This window comes from Micromonospora sp. NPDC003241, assembly GCF_053589795.1.
Window position 1 is genome coordinate 1 of record NZ_JBSFSO010000008.1, and the last position, 20,982, is coordinate 20,982.

At 72.3% G+C, this 20,982-nt stretch carries 17 protein-coding genes; 5 read left to right on the forward strand and 12 right to left on the reverse strand.

Annotated elements, in window-relative coordinates:
- Positions 1-134: 134 nt before the first annotated feature.
- Entirely contained in the window at positions 135-521 is a 387-nt protein-coding gene (locus ACWDVW_RS08915; protein ID WP_396741106.1) for a phage holin family protein, read from the reverse strand.
- A gap of 45 nt (positions 522-566) precedes the next feature.
- A complete protein-coding gene (locus ACWDVW_RS08920) occupies positions 567-2,429 on the reverse strand; it encodes a type VII secretion protein EccE (protein WP_449946254.1) in 1,863 nt (620 codons plus the stop codon).
- Positions 2,430-2,623: 194 nt separating this feature from the next.
- On the opposite strand from ACWDVW_RS08920, the gene ACWDVW_RS08925 reads away from it, so the two are divergent.
- Both ACWDVW_RS08925 and ACWDVW_RS08930 read left to right on the forward strand, forming a co-directional pair.
- Entirely contained in the window at positions 2,624-2,947 is a 324-nt protein-coding gene (locus ACWDVW_RS08925; RefSeq protein WP_396741102.1) for a WXG100 family type VII secretion target, read from the forward strand.
- Between the two features lie 25 nt (positions 2,948-2,972).
- Positions 2,973-3,266: a WXG100 family type VII secretion target gene (locus ACWDVW_RS08930; protein ID WP_350697408.1), complete on the forward strand. Its 294-nt coding sequence runs from the start codon at positions 2,973-2,975 to the stop codon at positions 3,264-3,266.
- Positions 3,267-3,342: 76 nt separating this feature from the next.
- On the opposite strand, the gene mycP is transcribed toward ACWDVW_RS08930, so the two are convergent.
- On the reverse strand, positions 3,343-4,575 hold the full coding sequence (mycP, locus tag ACWDVW_RS08935) for a type VII secretion-associated serine protease mycosin (RefSeq protein ID WP_449946256.1): 1,233 nt from the start codon (positions 4,573-4,575) through the stop codon (positions 3,343-3,345).
- Between the two features lie 151 nt (positions 4,576-4,726).
- On the opposite strand from mycP, the gene ACWDVW_RS08940 reads away from it, so the two are divergent.
- Both ACWDVW_RS08940 and ACWDVW_RS08945 read left to right on the forward strand, forming a co-directional pair.
- The gene (locus tag ACWDVW_RS08940; RefSeq protein ID WP_449946257.1) at positions 4,727-8,155 is read left to right on the forward strand and encodes an SseB family protein; all 3,429 of its coding nucleotides are present in this window, start codon (positions 4,727-4,729) and stop codon (positions 8,153-8,155) included.
- Positions 8,152-8,517 carry a hypothetical protein gene (locus ACWDVW_RS08945; RefSeq protein ID WP_350697405.1) on the forward strand — a complete coding sequence of 122 codons (366 nt, stop codon included), beginning with the start codon at positions 8,152-8,154 and terminating at the stop codon, positions 8,515-8,517. Before ACWDVW_RS08940 ends, ACWDVW_RS08945 begins: the two co-directional genes overlap by 4 nt.
- A 7-nt stretch (positions 8,518-8,524) precedes the next feature.
- On the opposite strand, the gene ACWDVW_RS08950 is transcribed toward ACWDVW_RS08945, so the two are convergent.
- The 3 genes from ACWDVW_RS08950 to acs all read right to left on the reverse strand — a co-directional run bounded on the left by ACWDVW_RS08950 (position 8,525) and on the right by acs (position 14,257).
- Positions 8,525-9,457 (reverse strand): alpha/beta fold hydrolase, encoded by a 933-nt coding sequence (locus ACWDVW_RS08950; protein WP_449946259.1) that lies wholly within the window; start codon positions 9,455-9,457, stop codon positions 8,525-8,527.
- A gap of 121 nt (positions 9,458-9,578) precedes the next feature.
- Positions 9,579-11,978, reverse strand: coding sequence for an immune inhibitor A domain-containing protein (locus ACWDVW_RS08955; protein ID WP_449946527.1), 2,400 nt, complete (start codon positions 11,976-11,978; stop codon positions 9,579-9,581).
- A gap of 284 nt (positions 11,979-12,262) precedes the next feature.
- Entirely contained in the window at positions 12,263-14,257 is a 1,995-nt protein-coding gene (gene acs / locus ACWDVW_RS08960; protein WP_449946261.1) for an acetate--CoA ligase, read from the reverse strand.
- Between the two features lie 244 nt (positions 14,258-14,501).
- Between acs and ACWDVW_RS08965 the strand changes: the two genes are divergently transcribed.
- Positions 14,502-15,248: an oxidoreductase gene (locus tag ACWDVW_RS08965; RefSeq protein WP_449946263.1), complete on the forward strand. Its 747-nt coding sequence runs from the start codon at positions 14,502-14,504 to the stop codon at positions 15,246-15,248.
- 219 nt (positions 15,249-15,467) lie between these two features.
- Here the strand turns inward: ACWDVW_RS08965 and ACWDVW_RS08970 are convergent, their stop codons facing one another.
- The 6 genes from ACWDVW_RS08970 to ACWDVW_RS08995 form a co-directional block, all read right to left on the reverse strand.
- Positions 15,468-16,271 (reverse strand): HAD family hydrolase, encoded by an 804-nt coding sequence (locus tag ACWDVW_RS08970; RefSeq protein ID WP_350697401.1) that lies wholly within the window; start codon positions 16,269-16,271, stop codon positions 15,468-15,470.
- A gap of 354 nt (positions 16,272-16,625) precedes the next feature.
- Positions 16,626-17,897: a tyrosine-type recombinase/integrase gene (locus ACWDVW_RS08975; protein ID WP_449946529.1), complete on the reverse strand. Its 1,272-nt coding sequence runs from the start codon at positions 17,895-17,897 to the stop codon at positions 16,626-16,628.
- Entirely contained in the window at positions 17,897-18,169 is a 273-nt protein-coding gene (locus ACWDVW_RS08980; RefSeq protein WP_449946265.1) for a helix-turn-helix domain-containing protein, read from the reverse strand. Before ACWDVW_RS08980 ends, ACWDVW_RS08975 begins: the two co-directional genes overlap by 1 nt.
- 28 nt (positions 18,170-18,197) lie before the next feature.
- The gene (locus tag ACWDVW_RS08985; protein WP_449946267.1) at positions 18,198-19,973 is read right to left on the reverse strand and encodes a replication initiator; all 1,776 of its coding nucleotides are present in this window, start codon (positions 19,971-19,973) and stop codon (positions 18,198-18,200) included.
- The gene (locus ACWDVW_RS08990) at positions 19,973-20,239 is read right to left on the reverse strand and encodes a hypothetical protein (protein ID WP_449946269.1); all 267 of its coding nucleotides are present in this window, start codon (positions 20,237-20,239) and stop codon (positions 19,973-19,975) included. The genes ACWDVW_RS08985 and ACWDVW_RS08990 overlap by 1 nt, the downstream gene beginning before the upstream one ends.
- Complete coding sequence (locus tag ACWDVW_RS08995; protein WP_449946271.1) at positions 20,236-20,943, reverse strand: hypothetical protein; 708 nt, start codon at positions 20,941-20,943, stop codon at positions 20,236-20,238. The genes ACWDVW_RS08990 and ACWDVW_RS08995 overlap by 4 nt, the downstream gene beginning before the upstream one ends.
- Between the last annotated feature and the right edge of the window lie 39 nt (positions 20,944-20,982).

The following is a 20,982-nucleotide window of genomic DNA, read 5'->3' on the forward strand; positions in this document are numbered from 1 at the left end:
GAGCGGGACTTCGCCGGTGGCCTGATCGGCGCCGGCGTGGGCAGCCTGCTGGAGCGCGCGGTGACCGCGTGGGTGGCCGTGCCGCTGCTGCTCCTCTCAGTCGGCCGACGAGGTCGAGCCGCCCTGTTCGGGAGTCAGTCGCGGTCGAGGATGGCGCCGAGGATCCAGGTGACGATGCCGACGAAGAGCGCACCCAGCACCGCGGCGGGCCAGAAGCCGTCCACGTCGAAGGGCAGCCCCACCTGGTCGGCGATCCAGCCGGTGAGCAGGAACAGCAGACCGTTGACCACCAGTGCGATCAGGCCGAGGGTGAGCAGGTAGAAGCCACACCCGACGGTCTTGATGATCGGCTGGAGCACCCCGTTCACCACGCCGAAGATCACCGCGACGAGGACCAGCGTCAACACCGTCTCACCGAACGATTCGGTGTTCAGGGAGATGCCAGGGATGATCACAGTGGCCAGCCAGAAGGCCACCGCCGTGGCGCCGACCCGGATCAGTAGACCTTTCAGAAAACCCATGGCGGGCATGGTGTCATGGCCTGCGTACCGGCGAAACCCGCGAGATCAACTCGGCCGGGGCCGAAGGGGCGCCCCGATGAGCTGCGCCTCGATCGGTGTGACGGCCAGCAGCGCCCAACGCAGGGCGCGCCGGTTGACCACCGCCACCATGTCGGGCCGACTGCGCGCCAGCCACTGCGCGGCGTCGCCGAGGCCCAGCGCGGTGCCCGCGACCACCGATCCGGCCCGGCTCAGCGGCGACAGCACCGCCAGGTCGGCGCGGGCCAGCGCGTCCGCGTCGGCCGGGGTCAGCTCGTCGCGTACCAACAGGGTGGTCTGCCAGGGGGCACCCGGGCGCGGGCCCGGAGGCGGTGGCGGCGCGTCCCGCACCACGAGCACCGGGGACAGCGGGGTCGCGGGCGGAAGCTCCGCCGGGCGGTCCGGCGGCACCAGCGGGATCGTCCGGCCGGGTACGCCGACACCCCGCACGAAGGGTTCCCAGGCATGTGGCCGGGTGGTCTGGACCACCACCCGGGCACCGAGCGCCATCGCCCGCACGGCGACCAACTGGGCGGTGGGCACCCCGCCGACGAGCATCACCCGGGTGCTCTCCGGCCGGAACAGCCGGACGGCGACGGGGCCGCCGTGCCGGTTGGTGCCGAGCATCAATCCGGCCGAGCCGTACGGCAGCGTCGACTCCGGGCCGTCCGTGCCGGGCGGCGTCGACGGGGCCCGGCGACGCGTGACCGGCTGACCTGGCAGCGCCAGCGGGAGCGTGCCGGCGAAGCCGTCCAGGTGGGCGCCGTCGTTGCGGACGAGCACCCCGCCGGCGGCCGTCACGACCTGCTCCAGTGCTCGACCGGCGGCGGACAGCTCGGCCGGCGTCGCCGCGCTCAGACGGACGGTCAGGTCGGTCCGGCCCGGTGCCTCGGTGTCGGCGTGCAGCGACACCGTGGTGGCGGTCACCGGCAGCGCGGACAGTCGGTGCACCAGCCGACCCACCGGCTCCGTCGGCGAGCGCCGCAGCACGAAGGTGCTCTGGAGCAGCCCGCCGCACCGGACGCCCTGCCAGGTCTCCCGGGGCACACGGCCGTCGTGGTGCGCGAGCTCGGCGAGCATGCGCAGGGTCGCTGGTGCGCCGAGTGGACGCACGGGCAGGGGCCGGAGCCGTCGCACCACCCGGCGTACGGTGCCGGCGAGCGCCCGCCGCAGCGCCTCCTCGGGCCAGCCCGCCACCCGCACCGCGCGCACGGCCAGCACCGCGCGCTCCCCGCCGGCCAGCCGCCCGTCGGTGAGCTGTCGGTACGAGGCGGCCACCGGTCCGCCGCCGGCCGCGACCGCCGGTGCCGCCGTGACGGTGAGCAGGAGTTGCACGCGTACCGGCGGCATGTCGGCGGTACGGGCCGGCAGCAGCGCGGTGGGCGGCGGCAGCGAGCGGACGCCCGCACCGAGCAGGTCGGCGGCGTCGCCGACGTCGAGCAGGGCCACCAGGCCACCCGGGTCGTCGATGGCGGCGGCCGGGGATCCGGCCAACTCGACGGGTCGGACGACGGCATCCGGGTCGACCAGGTCGAGCAGGGTCGTCGGGTGGTGCACCCGTCGACGGCGGGCCAGATAGCCCGTTCCGAGTCGTACCCACTCGTGCAGCCACCGTCGGCGTACCCGACCCCAGGCGCCCACCAGCAGCGCGCCGGCCAGCAGGACGGCGGCGCTCGTCGGCAGCGTGCCCGGACCCGGTGCGGCGACGAGCAGCGCCGCCGCCACCTGCGTGGTGACGACCTGACCGACCGCCGGCCGGTACGCGCGCAGGCTCCACTGTGGTCTCTTCCGACCGCCGCCGGTGTCGGCTGGGGCGTCGACGATGCGGCGGGCGAGGGCGCCGGTTGGCGGCACTGCGGCCCGTCGGTCGATCACACCCCGCGACGTCATCGACGCCCATCGTAGTAGCCCGCCCGGCTGCCGCGTTGTCCACAGGGGAGCGCGGTGGGGTAGCAGAAACGCGATGGTGTCGCTACTGTCAGCGACGAGTTCTCGTTGGTCCGTCCCGCGTCGCGCACGCCCTCCGGCGGCGCGGGTGGTGTGTCCATGGGCCAGCCACGATCGAGAGACGAGGTGACGTCGGGGTGTCCTCCCAGACCCAGGCAGAGGCCGCGGTGATGCAACAGACCGCGGCGAAGTTCGAGCAGACGGACCAGTCGTTGCAGTCGATGCTCAGTGGACTGCTGGCCCAGCTGGCGATTCTCCAGCAGGCCTGGCGCGGGGCGGGCGGCCGGTCGTTCGAGCAGGTCAAACAGCAGTGGGCGCAGGATCAGGCGAACCTGCAGCGTGCCCTTCGGGAGACCGCAGGTGCGATCCGCACCGCCGGCGTGAAGTACGACGCGTCGGACGCCGAGGCGGCCGGCCGGGTGTCCGCCACCAACCGCGGCGGCATCCAACTGCCGCTCTAGACCACGACCCAGGGGGAAACTTCGGATGGAGAACGGTGTGCTGGTCGTCAACTTCGCCGCGCTGCAACAGGCCAGTGCGGACATCCAGCGGGCCTTGAACACGCTCGAATCGCAGCTCGGTCAGCTCGAGCAGGACGCCGCTCCGCTGGTCGCGAGCTGGTCCGGCGAGGCGCAGCAGGCGTACGAGCAGCGGCAGGCCCGGTGGCGCAACGCCTCGCAGGACCTCCAGACGATGCTGCGCGACATCAAGGTGGCGGTGGACGAGTCCGCGACCGACTATCTCGACACCGAGAAGCGCAACGCCGGCCTGTTCCAATGACGAAGGGCTGACGCCGGCCGCCTCGCACGCGGCGGTCGGCGTCAGCCATCGGCAGCCGTCGGTCGGGGCGGGCGGCTCAGCGTGGGTCAGCGGGGCGCCACCGTCGCCGGATACCCTGCGGCACGAGGACGGCGGCCACCACGATGACGGTCACCGCCAGCAGTCCGGCGGCGGTGAGCAGAGCGGCCCGTTCCCGCGCGGCGGCCCGCCGGGCCTGCTGTGCCACCAGCGCCGGGTCCGTCCGCTCCGCGTCCAGCCCGACCGCCGGTCGCGCGCGTGGCGTCGTGCCGTCCGCCTCGGTGACCGCCCGGTACGGATTGAGCACACCCGCACCGTAGCCCTCGCCCGGTGCCGGATCGGCGGTCGCGAGGATCCGCCGGGTCACCTCCGCAGCGCTCAGGTCGGGGCGGTACTGGCGGACCAGAGCGGCGGTAGCGGCCACGAAGGGTGCGGCGTAACTGGTGCCCTCGGCCCGCTGGTGGCCGCGTCCGGGCGCGGCGATCAGCACGTCGGTGCCGGGTGCGACCAGGTCGACATAGGGGCCGGCCTGGGAGAACCCGGCCCGTGTCCCGTCGGCACCGATCGCGCCGACCCCGATCGCCGGCTCGTACGCGGCGGGGTAGGGACGAGGGTCGCCCTCGCCGTGCAGGTTGCCGGCGGCGGCCACCACGACCACGTCCCGGGCCGCCGCGTAGGCGATCGCGGCACGGACCGCCGGCCGGTCGGCGTAGAGCACCACGGACAGGTTGATCACGTCGGCGCCGTTGTCGACCGCCCAGCGGATCGCCGTGGCGAACTCCTCCGGCGCGACCGTACGCCCCGCACCCCGGCCGTCCACGACCTGCTGTTCGCTGACCCGGACCGGCAGGATCCGGGCGTTCGGCGCCAGACCGTGGAAGGCGACGCCGTCGTGCGGGGCGGCAGCGATGATGCTGGCCACACCGGTGCCGTGGCCGACACAGTCCCGGGTGCCGTCGCCACCGGGGTCGAGCAGGTCGAGGCCGTCGAGCACCCGACCGGCGAGCTGCGGATGGCGGCGATCCACGCCCGAGTCGACCACCGCGACGGTCACCCCGGACCCGTCGGCCAGCGGCGACAGCCGCGCCGGGGCGTACCTCTCCTGCGGCCAGGGCGCGGTGACCACCGGCCGGGCCGGTGCCGGTGGCGCGGCGCACTCCGGCGCGGCGGCAACCGCCGGGAACCCGGCCGACGCGGGCCGTGCGGTCGCGGCGGATGCCGGTGTCGCGGGTCCGGCCAGCAGGGCGGCGGCCACCCCCGCGAGGAGCGGACGCGGGACGTTCCGGGACATCGACCGCCTCCGTATCGTGTCGACACCGGAACGGGATGTTAGCGCCCCTCGGCGAAGCGGGCGGACCGGCGACGGCCTGGCATTGTGATCTTGTGGACACCTTGTAGGTTGTAAGCGATACCTATGGCTGTGCCCGGGAGGAGGGGTGGCCGTGACCGACTGGGCGCCGGCCACCGAGGCCGAGGCGGCGATGCGGGACGCGCTGCGCGGCAACGACCAGCAGTTGTACTTCCGCATCCTGTCCCGGGTCGAGCTGTTGTTGCCGATCTCCGTCCAGCCCGTGCCAGGTCAGGTGCCGGCGGGGTGGGGCACCTGGACGACCGGTGGCCGCACGCACGTGTTGGCGTTCACCTCCGCCGAGGCGATGCGGTCCTGTCTCGGTGACCACGCCGGACCCAGCCGACGCTCCGGGTACGCCGAACTGGCCGCCGGTTGGCCCAACCACGAGTGGTGGCTGGCCGTCAATCCCGGCCTGCCGATCGAGGGCTACCTGCCGGCCTGGTACGTCTCCCAGTTGTCCCGGGGCGACGTCCGGCTGCCCGGGCGCACCGTCGGCGCACGAGCCCGGCTGGAACGGGTGGAGGCCCTGAACCGCGCGCGCGACGCCCGTACGCCGAGCACCCCGCCCGCCCCGGTCGGCACTCCACGGCCGTCCGGCACCGGTCCGGGGCGTCCGGCTCCGTCCTCGCCGCAACCGGTGGCCCCGGCGGCTTTCCAGTTGCCCGAGTCACCGGTGGCGGCTCCCGGGACGGTGGCCGGTCCGCATCACCAGCAGCCCGGGGGAGCGTCGCCGGGTCGGCCCGATCCCGGTTGGGGTGCCCCCGCCCCGGACCGCGCCGCCGGTCAGGAGACGCTGGGAAGCCGGCTCAGCGCCGTCGGCGGTGGCCGGGTGGAAGGGCAGGTCGGTCCGCCGCCGAGTCGGCCGATGCCGCCGCCCGACGAGGAGCCGACGGCCGCCGGTCCCGGCTGGCCGAGTACGCCGGCCCGCGCCGGCCCGCCGACCAACGGCCGGCCCGCCGACTCCGGCCAGGCACCTCGGAAGTCCTTCTTCGAGCCGGCGAACTCCCGCACCGGCCAGCGTGCCGACCGGCTGACCGACCGGGCGACCCCGCCGTCCCGACTGGCGGCCCGTGGTGCGCAGCCGTTCCCCCGGCGCGGAGCGGCCGGCGATCCGTCCGCCGAGGGGAAGACCCGCGCCTTCGACTTCACCGGTGCCGAGTCGGGCGCCCGTCCGGAGCCCGGTGGCGAGCCGACCCAGCAACTGCCGTCACCGGATGGTGCGGTGCAGGAGCCGACCCGGCCACTGCGGGTGTCCCCGCCGAACGGCTGGACGGCACCGGGTGGTCTCGCCGACGGCGGCGACCCCACCGAGGCGCTGCCTCCTCGCGGGCCGGCGGAGCCCACGGAGGAGTTGTCGGCCGCAGAACCGGTCTCCAGCCCGCCCGCGCCCCGCCGTGGCTTCACCCCGATCGTCATCGAGGGCACCATCATCGAGGCCCGCGACCTCAGCTCGGTCGACGACGCCCCGCCCCGCCCGCACGAGCCCGCCCCCTTCCCGAGCACCGAGCCGACAGTGCGCGTCCCCCCGGTCGAGGCCGAGCCGACGGTGCGCGTGCCGGTCCCCGAGGCGGAGCCCACGATGCGGGTCCCGGTGTCGGAGGCGGAGCCGACCGTACGGGTCCCGGTGCGGGAAGCCGAGCCGACCGCGCAGGTTCCGTTGGTGGAGGCCGAGCCGACCACGTGGGTGCCCACGGTCGGGGCCGAGCCGACCGCGCCGGTCCCGACGGTGGAGCCCGAGACGACGGCCTGGGTGCCGACGGTCGAGGCCGAGCCGACCGTCCAGGTGTCGTCCGACGAGCCCACCGCCCGGGTTCCGTCCACCGAGCCCGAGACGACGGCCTGGGTGCCGACGGTGGAGCCCGAGACGACGGCCTGGGTGCCCACGGTCGAGGCCGAACCGACGGTCGAAGTGCCGTCCGCCGAGGCGGAGCCGACCGCGCCGGTTCCCTTGGTGGAGGCCGAACCGACCGCCTGGGTGCCCACGGTGGCGGACCAGACCGGGTGGATCCCGACGATCGGATCCGAGCCGACCGCCGAGGTGCCGACCGCCGGGGCCGAGCCGACCGCTGAGGTCCCGTCGGCCGAGGCCGAGACGACGGCGTGGGTGCCGACGGTGGAGCCCGAGACGACGGCGTGGGTGCCGACGGTCGAGGCCGAGCCGACCGCTGAGGTGCCGTCCGTCGGGGCCGAGCCGACCGCCGAGGTCCTGTCGCCGGGTCCCGAGCCGACTGCCGAGGTCGCGTCGACCGGGTCCGAGGCGACGGCCGAGGTGCCGTCGGTCGAGGCCGAGCCGACTGCTGACGTCCCGCTGGTCGGGGCCGAGCAGCAGACCGTCCTGCTTCGGGGAACGACGCCGGAGTCGGCGATCGAGACCGAAGTGATCACTCCGCCGGTGTCGCCCACGTTGCCGCAGCCCGGGACGGACGGGTCGGGTGACGGGTCCGAGCCGACGGTGCAAAGTCCGGCGGCGGCCACCTCGGCCGCCGCACCGGAATCGGCATCCGCCGCCGCACCGACTGCCGCCGCGCCGCCGACCGTCGGTGCCGACTTCACGCCGGCCAACGACGTCGAGGTGAACCTGCTGGAGGCGGCGGAGGCCGGCAGCACCGACACGTTCCTGTCCACGCTGCTGCTGGCCCGGGTCCTCATGCCGGTGGCGGCCGACTGCGTCGCGGGCACCCGGCCGGGCGACCCGGGCTTCGTCTGGCCCACCGTGCAACTGGACGGCCAGACCTTCGTGGTGGCGTACACCTCGCCGCAGCGGCTGGCCGACCACACCGACCCGGCCGCCGCCGAGACGCTCCAGGTCCGCTTCGTCCAGCTGATCCGCTGCTGGCCGGACACGTCGTGGTCGTTCGCGGTCAATCCCGGTACGCCGGTGGGCGCCAAGCTGCCCGGTGAGCAGATCGTCGGGCTGGCCAACTGGGCCGCCGAACTGGGGCTCGGTGACGACCCGGAGCGGGAGACCGAGTCGACGGCCGAGCCGGCCGTGTCGTCCCGCAGCCCACGGGAGGCCGCACCGGTCGTCGACCCGGTGCGGCCGATCGTGATGCAGAAGGCGATCGCACCCAGCCAGCTCGGCTACTACCTGGAGCGTGGCTACGACCGGGTCTCCGGCTTCGTGCACCGGGCCGGTGAGCTGGCCCATCTCGACACCCCGGCGAAGCTGTACGGTGCGCTCGGCCTCAACCATCCCGAGTCGCCGTTCGCTGCCGACGCCGAGCAGATCTACGTGCTGAGGTGGCCGGCGTACCGGCCGAGTCTCTACCGGATCCCGTACGGCGGGCAGAACGAGGCCGCCATGCGGGCGATGGAGGGCTGGGTGATCGAGCGTTCCCCGTTCCGGGGCAACGGCTTCGCCCCCGGCGAGAGTTCCGACGTGGTGGCCGAGTTCAAGGTGGACAGTGTCCGGCTGCCGCACGGTGCCCAACTGCTGCGGATCGGCGCGGACGGCACCGAACGGCTGGTCGCCGTGCTCGACACCGACACGCTCGCCTGGCGTCAGGTCGGTGAGCGGTGATGCGCGACGGCTATGTGGCCCGTTGGCGTGGCCGGGAGTACCAGGCCAGCCCGGATGGCGGCGAGATCCGGCTCTACCGGCCGGAGGCCGCCGACGGTTTCGAGGAGGTCCGCTCCGGCCGCTACGTCCGGGTCGTCCCGACCGCCGAGGTCGAGGAGTTGGCGTACGTCCGGACGACCTGCACCTGGCAGGGACAGCCGTTCATCGTGCTCGCCGTGCACGACGGGTGGCTGCGGGTCGAGTACACGGGCGGTCGGTGGCCGGTCGCCCAGGCCATGCGGCTGGAAGCCTTCGACTTCGGTGTCTACCAGGGCTGGGCGCCGGTCGGTGAGGTCACCGACGTCCGCGAACAGCGGATCTGAGCAGCGGTCAGGACTTCGTCCAGCGCAGGATCTCGCCCAGCACCAGCTCCGGCGTCTCCAGGTGCGGGAAGTGCCCGACGTCGTCCAGCAGCCGCCACTCGTACGCCGCGCTGACGTAACGCCCCGACCCCTGCGCGGTACGCGGCAACGCGGCGACGTCCAGCGCGCCGTGCAGTTGCAGGGTGGGCGTGACCAGGGGGCGCTGCATCAGCTTGACGAACCGGTACCCGTGCAGTCGCAGCACGGACCGGAACGCCCACCGGTAACCCTCCAGGGCGCAGAACGCGGCCTGTGGGATGCGCATCGCCTCCCGGTAGCGCTGGGCGTACCCGGCGAACTCCGGGCCGCCCACCCAACGGGGCCCGCCCCAGCGGCGCAGGATCACCTCCACGGCCCGAGCGTCGTCCCGAGTGAGGACGTGCTCGTAGCGCGGGAGCTGGAACCTCAGTGCGGGCGTGGAGGCGGCGAACTGGCCACGCGGATCGGCGAAGATCGCGGCGCGCAGCCGTAGCGGGTGCGGTGCGCCGAGCACCACCAGCCGGCGGACCAGGTTGGGGTGGAACGAGGCCACCGTCCAGGCGATCATCCCGCCGGCACCGGCGCCGACCACGGTCGCCGAGCGTTCGCCGAGCGCGCGGATCAGACCGGCCACGTCGGCCGCGAGGGTGTAGCCGTCGTACCCCCGGGGTGGTTTGTCGCTGGCGCCGTAGCCGCGCAGGTCGACGGCGACGGCGCGGAAACCGGCGTCGGCGACCGCCGGCAGCATCTGCTGCCAGGCCCACCAGTGCTCGGGAAAGCCGTGCAGGAAGAGCACCATCGGACCGGTGCCCGCCTCCACGACGTGGAACCGGCTGCCGTTGGCGCCGACGAACCGGTGCGTCCACGGCCCCTCGGTGAGGACGCAGGATTCGTCGATGGCGTCGCCACGCTGCTCGGTCATGACCGACAGCCTATGACCCCGCCGCCGCCGGCCCGGGCGGGCCGACCGGACCACCGGCCCGGCAGGGGCGACGCCCCGGGCAGATGACCTGCCCGGGGCGTCGTCGTGTCAGGTCGGCGGCTCAGGAGAACCGGACCTTGGTGTAGATGCCGTCCTGCTCCAGCACCCTGATCTTGGTGCCGGTGGCCGGGAGCTTGACGCCGTGGTTGGGCAGCTCCGGGAACCAGTACTGCTTGGTGTCGTCGAACAGCGGCTGCGCGGCCTGCCCCCGGATGTACTGGGGCTGGCTGTTGAGGTGCAGCGTGAACGAGTCCGCCTTCTTGAGGCTGAACGGCGCGTCGTACACCTGGATCCGGGCCCGCCAGGGCTGACCGGTCAGGTTGTAGATCGGCCGGGGCCGGGAGTCGATGATCAGGTTCCGGCCCTCGCCCGGGTGCGCGAACGTGTCGTTGTCCGACCACCGGGTGTTCCAGTACGAGATCAGCAGGCCTTCCTGGTACGCGTAGTGGTCCACGAAGTCCGGCTTGGTGTTGGCGTACCCGAAGAAGTACGGGCCGGTCTTGAGGTACTTGTCGTACGAGATGTACTGCCGCGTACCGGCGATGTAGTAGTTCGGGAAGCTGCGGGTGTAGGTCTCCTCGACGACCTCGAACCCGCCGGCCAGCGTCCAGCCGGTGGCACCGTCCTCGGCGCCGTCGACGAAGACCGTCTGCCCGTCGGCGGTCAGCGTGATCGCGTCACCGAAGAACCCGCCCTCGGCGACCGCGCCGTCCGTCTGGTAGCGCAGGCGGAAGCCGACGCCGTTGCCGGCCACCGAGTCCAGCGGGACCTGGACGTCCACCCACTCGTCGTCGGTGCTGCCGTCCAGCGCGTACCGACCGGGGGAGATCTCCTTGAACGGCCGACCGTCGGCGGTGCCGGGCTGCGGCGTCCAGGTCTGCCCGCCGTCGGTCGAGGTCTCGAAGAACAGGTAGTCGTAGTCCGCCTCGATGCTGTAGCGGCCCTTCAGCGAGACGCTCGCCGACGACGCTCCGCTCAGGTCGAACGTCCTGGTCAGGGTGCTGTTCAGGTCGTCGGCGTTGCCGGAGAAGAACTGCTTGTCGCCCTCGAACGGCGCACCGTTCTCGAACGTGTACTCCCGTTCGGGCAGCACCACCACGGCGGCCTGGGCCTCCTTGGTGTTGTATTCCTGCGGGCCGAGCACCAGCGTGCGCTTCTGCCCGGCCACGATCACCTCGTAGTCGAGCCAGCCGAGCTGGAGCTTGTTCCACGCACCGAGGTCACCGCCGCGCTCGCCGATGCCGCCGTCGTTCTTGGCGCCGAGGCGGCTCTGGGCCATCAGGGTCCAGTGCTCGTTGTTGTTGTCGCCACCGCTGATGACGTTGTAGTCGTCCGGCAGGCCGAGGTCGTGGGCGTACTCGTGGTAGAAGACGCTGCGACCGCCGTTCTCCGGCTGGATCGTGTAGTCACCGATCCAGATTCCGGTGTCGCCGATCTGGGTGCCGCCGGCCGGGAAGTTCGGCGGGCCGGTGCGTCCCTGGTCGGAGGCGTACGCGTACCAGCGGTGGCTCCAGATCGCGTCCTCGCCGTAGATCGGGTCGCCGTCGGCCATGTCGCCACCGGCGTGCACGATCTGGAAGTGGTCGATGTAGCCGTCCGGCTCGTTGAAGTCGCCGTCACCGTCGTGGTCGTACCGGTCCCACTGGTCCATCGCCCGCACGTCGGCGGCGATCTCCGCGTCGGTCCGTCCGGCCGCCTTCTGGTCGGCGACCCACTTGTTGGCGGCGTCGCGCACCAGCGCCCAGACGTTGTTGCAGACGATCCCGTCGCACGGGTAGCCGCTTGAGCGCCCGTACCGGGCCTGGTTGTAGTTGACCTTCACCCAGTCGGTGACCACACCGTCGACGCTGTAGCGCCCGGAGGACTGGGCCTCGTAGTACTGCTTCACCGACTCGTCGCCGGGGCCGGTGCCGAAGTACAGCTTCCGGAAGTGGTCGGCGTCGTAGTCCGGCTGCCAGACGGTGGAGTTGTCCACCCGGCGGTCCGGCTCCGGGATCTCGTTGTGCATCGGTCCGTCGAACCGTACCGGGCCGGGGGTGTCGGGGTCGGTGTCCTGGTCGGGGTAGTCCGGGTGTCGCTCGTTGCCGAACTCGGCGAGGATCACGAAGATCCGGTCGGTCTTCTCCCGCGACAGTTCGACGTACTGCTTCTCGGTCGGGCCCTTGCCGCCCTTGGTGGTCTTGGCGTTGCGGCCGGCCTTGCCACCCTTGGTGGCCCGCTCACCGACCTTGACCACCGTGCTGCCGTTGATCCGCTCCGCCTCGGCCCGACCCGAGAGAACCTCGCTCAGACCCTGCTCGCGCAGGGCACGGCGCTTGTCCTCCAGCGGGTTCGGCAGGTCGTGTTCGGCGTGGGCGGGCTCCGCGATCGACTGGGCCGACGGCGCCGTGGCAGGCGCGGCGGCGGCGGAAGCGCCGACCGTCAACCCTGTCGCGGTCAGCGAGAGCCCGAGCAGACCCACTGCGACTTTCCGCACGTGGTACCTCCGGATTGAGGGAACCGGCCCGTCGGGGGTTGTGGACCGGTGAAATAGGCCCCTACGGATGGGGCCACTGGTGAACATAGGCACTCGTGGGGCTACAGGGGAAGGGGTATGCGTCGATTTTGTGGCAGCGAGTTGTTGGCAGGCGTTTTCACTGTCACAGCCCTCGGTGGCGGTCACCGGACGTCCGCGCAGGTCCGGACAGACATCGACGGGTGGCGGTCCGCGTCGGACCGCCACCCGTCGAGTGGTACGCCTATCCGTCAGTCCTCGTCGGACTTGCCCCCGCCCATGCCGGAGGCGATCAGGTCCATCACCGACGAGTCCTGCAACGTGGTGACGTCGCCCAGCGACCTGTTCTCCGCCACGTCCCGCAGCAGCCGGCGCATGATCTTGCCGGAACGGGTCTTCGGCAGTTCCGGCACCAACAGGATCTGGCGCGGCTTGGCGATCGGGCCGAGCGTCTTGGCCACGTGGGTGCGCAGGTCGGCGATGAGCTGCTCACCGGCCTCACCGGCGGTGTCGACGCTGCCGCGCGGGATCGCGAACGCCACGATCGCCTGACCGGTCGTCGGGTCGGTGGCACCGACCACCGCCGCCTCCGCCACCGACGGGTGCGACACCAGCGCCGACTCCACCTCGGTGGTGGAGATGTTGTGCCCGGAGACCAGCATGACGTCGTCGACCCGGCCGAGCAGCCAGAGGTGCCCGTCGTCGTCCTTCTTCGCCCCGTCACCGGCGAAGTAGACCCACGGGTCGTCGGCCTTGCCGCTCACCCCCGCGCCGAACCGGGACCAGTACGTCTCGATGAACCGGTTGTCGTCGCCCCAGATGGTGCGCAGCATCGACGGCCACGGCTCCCGCAGCACCAGGTACCCGCCGCCGCCGTTCGGCACCGACTGGCCCTGGTCGTCCACCACGTCGGCGCTGACACCCGGCAGCGGCGTCATCGCCGAACCCGGCTTCGCGGCGGTCACCCCGGGCAACGGCGAGATCATCATGGCGCCGGTCTCGGTCTGCCACCAGGTGTCCACGATCGGCAGTTCGCCCCGCCCGACGTGCTGCCTGTACCACATCCAGGCCTCGGGGTTGATCGGTTCGCCGACGCTGCCGAGCAGGCGGAGCGTGGAGAGGCTGTACTCCGCGGGGATCTCGTCGCCCCACTTCATCATGGTGCGGATCAACGTCGGTGCCGTGTAGAGGATCGTCACGCCGTACTTGTCGACGATCTCCCAGAAGCGGCCCTTGTGCGGGGTGTCCGGGGTGCCCTCGTACATGACCTGGCTGACACCGTTGGAGAGCGGGCCGTACACGATGTAGGAGTGGCCGGTCACCCAGCCGATGTCCGCCGTGCACCAGTAGACGTCGCTCTCCGGCTTCAGGTCGAAGACCGCGTGCGAGGTGTACGAGGTCTGCGTCAGGTACCCGCCGGTGGTGTGCAGGATGCCCTTCGGACGGGCCGTGGTGCCGCTGGTGTACAGGATGAACAGCGGGTGCTCGGCGTCGAACGGCTGCGCGGCGTGCTCGGTCGACGCCTGCTCCACCGTCTCGTGCCACCAGTGGTCCCGCTCCGACCAGCCGACCTGCTCGCCGGTACGCCGTACCACCAGCACGTGCTCCACCGACGGGCAGTTCGCCACCGCGTCGTCCACGGTCGGCTTGAGCGCCGACGGCTTGCCCCGGCGGTAACCGCCGTCCGCGGTGATCACGACCTTGGCGGTGGCGTCCTGGATCCGGTTGGTCAGCGACTCGGCGGAGAAGCCGCCGAAGACCACGCTGTGCGTCGCGCCGATCCGGGCGCAGGCCAGCATCGCGACCGCCGCCTCCGGGATCATCGGCAGATAGATCGCCACCCGGTCACCGGCGACCACCCCGAGGTCGGTGAGGGCGTTCGCCGCCTGGCACGTCATCCGGTGCAGGTCGGCGTAGGTGATGGTCCGGGTGTCGCCCGGCTCGCCCTCCCAGTGGATCGCCACCTTGTCGCCCCGACCCGCCTCGACGTGCCGGTCCAGACAGTTGTACGCCACGTTGAGCTGCCCACCCACGAACCACTTCGCGAACGGCGGGGTCGACCAGTCCAACACCTGGTCCCACTGCTTCGCCCAGGTGAGCCGCCCGGCTTGGCGCTCCCAGAAGGCCAGCCGGTCGTTCTCGGCCTCGACGTACGCGTCCGCGGTGACGTTGGCGGCGGCGGCGAGTTCGGCCGGCGGCGGGAACTGGCGCGTCTCGTTCAGCAGATTGGCCAATGCCTCGCTCATGCGGTGGCTCCTCGTCGCTCGGGGTGACCTGCGTCTCTTCCGGGCAGGTTAGCCGGGGCGGACGCGCCAGGCGACCGATCTCGTCCGCCCTCGTCGCCCAACGGCCCCTCCCACGCGCCGAGATGTAAGGAAGGGCACCTTATTAACGCCTCGTGCATAGGAAGGGTCCCTTCCTAACACCTGCGGCACCCCACCGCCGCCGACTCGTGCTCGGCGCGGACGGCCGGGTCGATAGCGTGACGGGGTGACCGCCGACCCGCTCGCGCCCCTGCTCGACCTCGCCGACGTCGCCGACGCCGTCGCGCGCGCCCGCGCCCGCTTCGACCAGGCACTCGGCCACCGCGCGCTGCGCCGACACGGCGGCCAGGTCGTGGCCGAGGTCGGCCTGCGGTCCGCGGTGGCCAGCGCCGGCCTGGAAGGCCGGCCCCACGACCGTGAGGCGGTACGCGCCGGCACCGTCACCGAACCGGTCCTCCAGGGTGCCCTGCGCGTCGCCGGTGCGCTCCCCGGGCTGATCGACCTCTGGCCCCGTGCACCCCGACAGGCCCTCGCGAAGCTGCACGTACTCGCCGCCCGCGACATCGTCGACCAGCCCGACCTGGGCCGCCCGGTCGACGACCCGGTGGTGGCCGCCCGCCTCGACGCCCTGGCCGGGCTGGTGGCCGGCGGCACCAGGGTCACCCCGCTGGTGCTCGCCGCCGTGGTGCACGGGGAACTGCTGAACCTGCGCCCCTTCGCCGGCCCCTCCGGCGTGGTGGCCCGGGGCGCGGCCCGGCTGGTGCTGCTCGCCAGCGGCGTCGACCCACGCGGCCTGCTGCCGGTCGACGTCGGGCACCGGGAACGCGAGCCGGAGTACGTCGGCGCGGCCGGAGCCTTCGCCACCGGGACACCCGACGGGCTCCGGTCGTGGCTACGCCACTACATGTCCGCCGTCGAGGTGGGCGCCGACCAGCTCACCGCCATCGGCGACGAGGTGCTGGCCGCCGCCTGACGAGTCGGTCTCCAGCCGGACCGGTGCGGCAGTCTGCCCGCGATGATCGGCCGTCTCGCTGATCCCGGTCAGGCTGCCCACCCGCGATGTCGGCGACCTCGCCGACACCGGTGAGGCCACCTGCCCGCGATGATCGGCCGCCCCGCTGGCACTGGCCAGGCCGCCTGCCCGGCGGCGAGCGGGATCAGGCCGCTGCGTGACGCGGACTGCGGGTGGAGATCAGGCCGAGCTGCCGGCGCGGGTCCGGCGGTGCCGGCCGTACCAGGCGATGCCGATCGCCACCCCGACACCCACGCCAAGCGCGGCCGCCGCCACCGGGACGCCCGGCCGCTCCCGCAGCCGCCGACCCAGCGGGATCGGGTGCCGGAACTCCAGCACCGGCCAGGCGTTCTCCACCGCGAGCTTGCGCAACTGCCGGTCCGGGTTGACCACGCTGGGATGACCCACGCACTCCAACAACGGCCGATCGGTGTACGAGTCGGAGTACGCGAACGAGTCGGCCAGGTCGTACCCGCGCGCCTCGGCCAACTCGCTGACCGCCTCGACCTTGCTCGGACCGGCCGCATAGAACTCGACCTCGCCGCTGTACCGCCCGTCCACCACACCCATCCGGGTGGCGATCACGTCGGTGACCCCGAGCAGCGCGCCGATCGGGCGGACCATCTCCTCGCCGGAGGCGGAGACCAGCACCACGTCCCGCCCCGCCGCCTGGTGCTCCTCGATGAGGGCGGCGGCCTCGGCGTACACGTAGGGGTTGATCAGCTCGTGCAGTGTCTCGGCGACGAGCTGGCGGACCTGCTCCACCTGCCACCCCTTGCACAGTGTGGCGAGGTAGTCCCTGGTTCTGGCCATGGTCTGCTCGTCGGTGCCGCCCAGCCGGAACATCAGCTGCGCGTACGCCGACTTGACGACGTCACGCCGAGTGATCAGCCCGTCCCGGTAGAACGGCCGACCGAACGCCAGGGCGCTCGACTTGGCGATGACGGTCTTGTCCAGATCGAAGAAAGCGGCACTTCGGCCCACGGCGCGAAAGTCTAGCCCGATGGTCTATCGTCGGCGGATGCCCGGGGGCCAAGGACCGTGCGGACCTGCGGGTCGACCTCCCCGCCGCTTGCGAAGGGTGACTGCAGTCACACTCTGCGAAAAGGAATCTGCGGGGAGTGGAGGCTACACCACTCGACGTACACAGGTCCGCTCAGGCAGACTTGTTCGTAGCACGAGTATTCACATCTCGTACAACCGGCAGACTCTCGGCGGTTGCACCCCCCGTGACCGCTGAGCGGGTTCGGCTCGACCCCCCCGGAGCCGAACCTCCGACGACCCCCGTCTCCCCCCGACGGGGGTCGTCCCTTTCGCGTGGGAACGCTCCGCCCCAGGTCACAGGTCGTCTCCGATCTCGTCATCGGCCTCGTCCGGCGCGGTTTCTCCCGTCGGAGGCAGCAGAGAGGCAGCAGGGTCGTCGAAGGCCGCCAGGACCCGGGCGGCGTAGTCGTCCGGCGTGTGGGTGTAGCGGTTGAGCGTGGTCGACGCCTGCTCGTGGCCCATGACCCGCTGCACGAGGTTGATCGGCACGCCGTCGGTGACCAGCCAGGTGGCGTAGGCGTGCCGCAGATCGTGGAACCGCATCCCGCCAGCAGCCTTGGCCGCGACGCAGGCGACGGCTTCCCGCTCGGTGGTGAACTCGGCCGACCACTCGACGCCTTCCCGATCGGGCCAGACTGCCCGGTACCGATGCGGGCCGGTGTCGACGACCTGGCCGAGCAGGCCGGCGCGGACCAGCGAGGGTAGCCAGACACGACGGCGGAAGTTCGACCGGCGCAACGGTCGGCCGACCCGGTCCCGGAAGACCAGCGTGCGCGGGTCCGGGTTGTCGGCGGCGGTGTGCAACTGACGCAGCGCGTCGACGAGGAAGCCGGGCAGCGGCACGGTCCGCACTCCGGCGCGACTCTTCGGGTACGGGCGCAGCACGATCCCGCCGTGCGTCTCCTCGGCGACCTGGACGATGCGCAGCGATGCCCGGTCGAGGTCTACTGACGACCAGCTGAGCCCGGCGCACTCGCCCCAGCGGAGCCCGGCCCCGGCGGCGGTGCAGACGATGGCCCGGTGACGGGGTGGGACGGCCGGCAGCAGCTTGCCGAAGAAGTTCTCGCGGCTGATCGTGATCGGCTTGACGTCCCGTGTCCGGTCCCGGGGCAGCTTGACGCCCTCGGCGGGATTGACCGCGATCAGCCGCGCCTGCACAGCGGTTCGCAGGATCATCGACAGCAGTTGGTAGCACTTGCCCACGGTGGCGGGAGCGAGGTCGCGGCCGAGCCCGGTCACCCACTCCTGCACCGACATGAAGTCGACCCTCCCGAGCGGCCAGTCACCCCACTTGGGCAGGACATGAGCCCGGAGCAGGGACATGGTCCGTTCCGTGGTGCGCGCTTCGACCGAGCGGGTGGCGAGCCACTGCTGAGCGAAGTCACCGACGCGGGTGCGGCCGGCGTGCGGGTTGACGTAGGTGCCCCGATTGAGGCTGCCTTCCATCTCCACCAGGTAGGCACTGGCCTCCCGCTTCGTGCGGAAACTCTTCGACTTCTGCTGGCCGGCGGGGTCACGCCAGCAGGCGCGGAAGGTACCGGCCGGAGTCTTGCGGACGAAGCCCATCAACGCCCCCGACCGTGCTCGGTGCCGGTGGCGCCGGGTTGCTCGGTGACGCCGTCCAGCCAGGCATGGAACCGGGTACGGGGAATCAGCCAGCGGCCCCCGAGGCGGGTCGCCGGGATGGTGCCGGCGCGGACGAGGGCGTACGTGCTGCCGAGCGAGATGCCCAGCAGCTTGGCGACTTCCCGAACGGTGTAGGTGACCGGCGCGACGACGACCGTCCCGGAACGAGGGACGAGCCGAACGACGGGAGCCGGGCGGGCGGTGGTGCTCATGACGAGTGACCTCCTCAGGTCTGCCGGGTCAGGCGACAGCCGGCACAGCGCCGGCCGGGGTGGTGCCGAGTTCGTGGGCGAGTTCTTCGCGGCCGGCGGCTTGTCGCTCTCTGGCCATGGCGGCGTCGGTGTTGGCGAGGAGCGCGTCACCGGTGGTGTGCCAACCGGCACCGGCGAAGGTGAGGGTGCCGACGATCAGGGTGGTGTCGTCGTCGACGAGCAGGCCGCCGACGGCCGGGTGCCCGTATTCCTCGCGCTGCCGGTGGGCACGGCGGGTGTCGCGCAGGAGTTGGAAGGTGACGGAGTACCGCCGGGCCTTGGTGAGGAAGTGGCCGCCGAAGCCGAGCATGTGCGCCCACCGGCGCAGTCGGGCGTACGGGTTGGCGGTGGCCGGTTTCGTCGATTCGGTGTCAAGGGCGGATTGACGTCGGGCGACGCAGACCGGGCAGGCGGCGTAGCGGGTGTGGGTGCCGCAGTCGGGGCACTCCCAGCGCGGGACGAAGCCGGGGCGGGGCCGGCGGTCGCGTGGCCGTTGGGACAGCGGAATGGGGGTGCCGGTGGGTCGGCCGAGTCGCCAGCAGGCGTCGATGAGGCGGGCGGTGTGGTCGCCGTCGGGGTCGGCGTGGTCCCCGATGGTGTCGGCGGTGAGGCGGGTGGAGCGGTGCCCGGTTACCTCGGTGCTCTTGGTGGCGTACTTGGCAAGGTAACCGGCGACCATGCTGTCGGTGACCTCACCGTGGCCGGTGAGGGTGATGGGCCGGATGTCGAGCTGCTCGCCCCAACCGATCGGCCAGCCGGCGTGCTGGTCGGGGTGGTCGGGGGTGGTGAAGGCGACCTGGGCGGCGGCGTGCCGGAGCGCGTCGACGAGGTCGTCAACGGTGAACGCGTCCGGCGGTGGGACGACGGCGGCCGGGTCGCCGGGGTCGACGCCGTCCAGGCGAACGAGGGCGTGGAAGTGGACCGCGCCGCGTGCTTGGAACTCTGCCGCTTTGCCGTGCGACAGCCGAACCGGTGGGACCGTCCGGATGTTGCCTGAGGCGGTGGTGACCTGGACGCGCGGGATGCCGCGGCGACGGGCGAGCTTGGCCAGGTGCCGTTCCGCGGCTTGTTTGGTGCGGTGCCACAACTCGCCGGAGAACAGGTTCCAGACGACCTGGTGGTCATGGTCGTAGCAGTCCAGGCACAGCGGCTGACCGAGCGCGGCGTCACCGGGCTCGTGTCGTGCCCAGCAGACGGCGGGGCGGCCGTGTGGGCAGTGGCCGGCGGTGGGGTCGTCGGCGCGGCGAGCGTGGCAGGGGTCGGGGCGGCAGTCGCAGCGCTTGCGGTCCCGACAGGTGTGCTTGCGGACCGCGCGGACGTGGACCGGCCCGAAGGACGGGGCGGTGAAGGTGGGGAACACGGCCGGGTGTTGGGTGACGGTGTCGGGGACGCCCTTGCCGCCGATGAGGCCGGCGCGTAGGAGCTGGTACGCGTCGCGTTGGTAGGTGTGGGCGCAGGACGGGCAGACGGCGGCTCGCCGGTTGCCGCAGGCGGTGTAGATGACCGCGTCGGGCAGACCGTCGGTGTGCCGCTGCTCGATGACGCGCCCGGTGCCAGGCTCGACCGTGAGAAGCTGGCCGGCGAGCCGGATCGGTCGGGTACAGCCACCGGCGGCGCGGACATGTTCGATCCAGCCGAAGTAGTCCGGTCGGGTGGCGCGGGCGAAGGCAGCCCCGGCGGCGGTGTAGTCGTAGACGATGGTGTCGGCGTTCGAGCCCACCCCCCGGGCCGAAGCGCGGGGAGTGAGGTCCAGCGTCGAGGCCATCAGACCGCGATCCCGTTCGGGGTGCGGGTGGTGATGGTGCGTTCGGTGACGATGACCCGGCAGGCGCCGCACTGGCGCTTGGCCGGCTCGTGCCGACGGCACGGGAGCAGGACGGTCTGTCCACCGCAGCGGACGGTGACCGGAGCCCGGCAGGGGCCGCCGGGAATGACGTCGACGATGGTGCGCCGGATGTCGTACGGGTGCCCCTCCGGGTGGACGGGGCAGGTGTGGACGACCTGTTCGATGTCGACGAGGTAGATGGTCATCGGGCACCACCGCTCAGGGTGGTCAGGAGCTGCCCGGCGGTGGCCGGGGCGATGTCGAGCCGGTCGGCCAGTTCGGCGGCAGTGATGGGTGACCCGGTGTTCTGCTCGTGCTGTGCTGCGGCGAACCTGGCCATGGGCAGGAGGTGGGTCGGCACCTCGACCGGCTCCGGGATGGTGGGCTGGATGGCCGGACGGGGTTGCGGGTCGGTGGCGATGGCGGCCGGCGGTGCCGGTTCGGTGGTGACCTGCTCGGCAACCTGAGCCCGGATCGGTTCGGCCGGTTCGACAACCGGCGTGGTCGGGTTGTCGCCCTTGGCGGGCGCGAGGACGAGTTTCACCAGAGCCATGAAGGCCAGTGCCGGTACGGCCGAGAGCAGCCAGCCGGAGATGCCCGGCTTGGCGACCGCGAGTTGTGCGGCCAGGGAAAGGCCGGCGGCGGCGATGAGCAGGAACAGCGGGTAGCCGATGGGAGCACCGACCCGGCGTCGACGCCGAATGGTCAGCAGGCAGGCGATGGGGACGAGTTCGGAGATGACGGCGTTGGCCCAGCCGAACCACTCGCCCGTTCCCGCCGGGGAGTTGTCGAGGGTCCAGTCCTTGACGTGGGTGAACGAGGCGGCACCGGCGAATCCGGCGACGGTGAGCAGGATGAGGACCAGGACGACACCTTCGATTCGGGTGCCGGTGGTGGGCTGACGGTTCATCGCACACCGCCCATGTAGGCCATGGCGATGCCGATGAGC